Source organism: Paraburkholderia sp. SIMBA_054 (assembly GCF_046534875.1).
Taxonomy (GTDB): domain Bacteria; phylum Pseudomonadota; class Gammaproteobacteria; order Burkholderiales; family Burkholderiaceae; genus Paraburkholderia; species Paraburkholderia hospita.
The window spans coordinates 1-272 of sequence record NZ_JAWRXV010000780.1 but is presented as its reverse complement, the minus strand read 5'-3'; the positions used below and the strand labels follow the sequence as shown (position 1 = coordinate 272).

1 protein-coding gene is annotated in these 272 nt (G+C 53.7%); it reads right to left on the bottom strand.

Annotation, left to right across the window (positions count from 1 at the left end; translation table 11 throughout):
* The coding region (locus SB822_RS57230; protein ID WP_410859121.1) for an ABC transporter permease subunit at positions 1 to 272 on the bottom strand (272 nt) is incomplete at both ends.

The window sequence follows — 272 nt, the reverse complement described above, 5'->3', positions numbered from 1 at the left end:
CTGCCAGGATGGCAGCTGCGAAATGGACATTGTATTCCTTAACGCTGGTGGAGGAGGAAACCAGATTGTTGAGTGCAACCGTCATCGGTGTGGAATTCGCACCCGAGAAGGAGGCACCAAACAGAAAGTCGTTCCAGATGTTCGTGAACTGCCAGATCACCGACACAACGATGATAGGTCCCGAAGACGGTAGCAAAATACGCCAGAATATCTGGAAGAAGCTCGCTCCGTCGATCTGCGCCGCCCGCACCAGTTCTGTCGGGAAGGCTTCA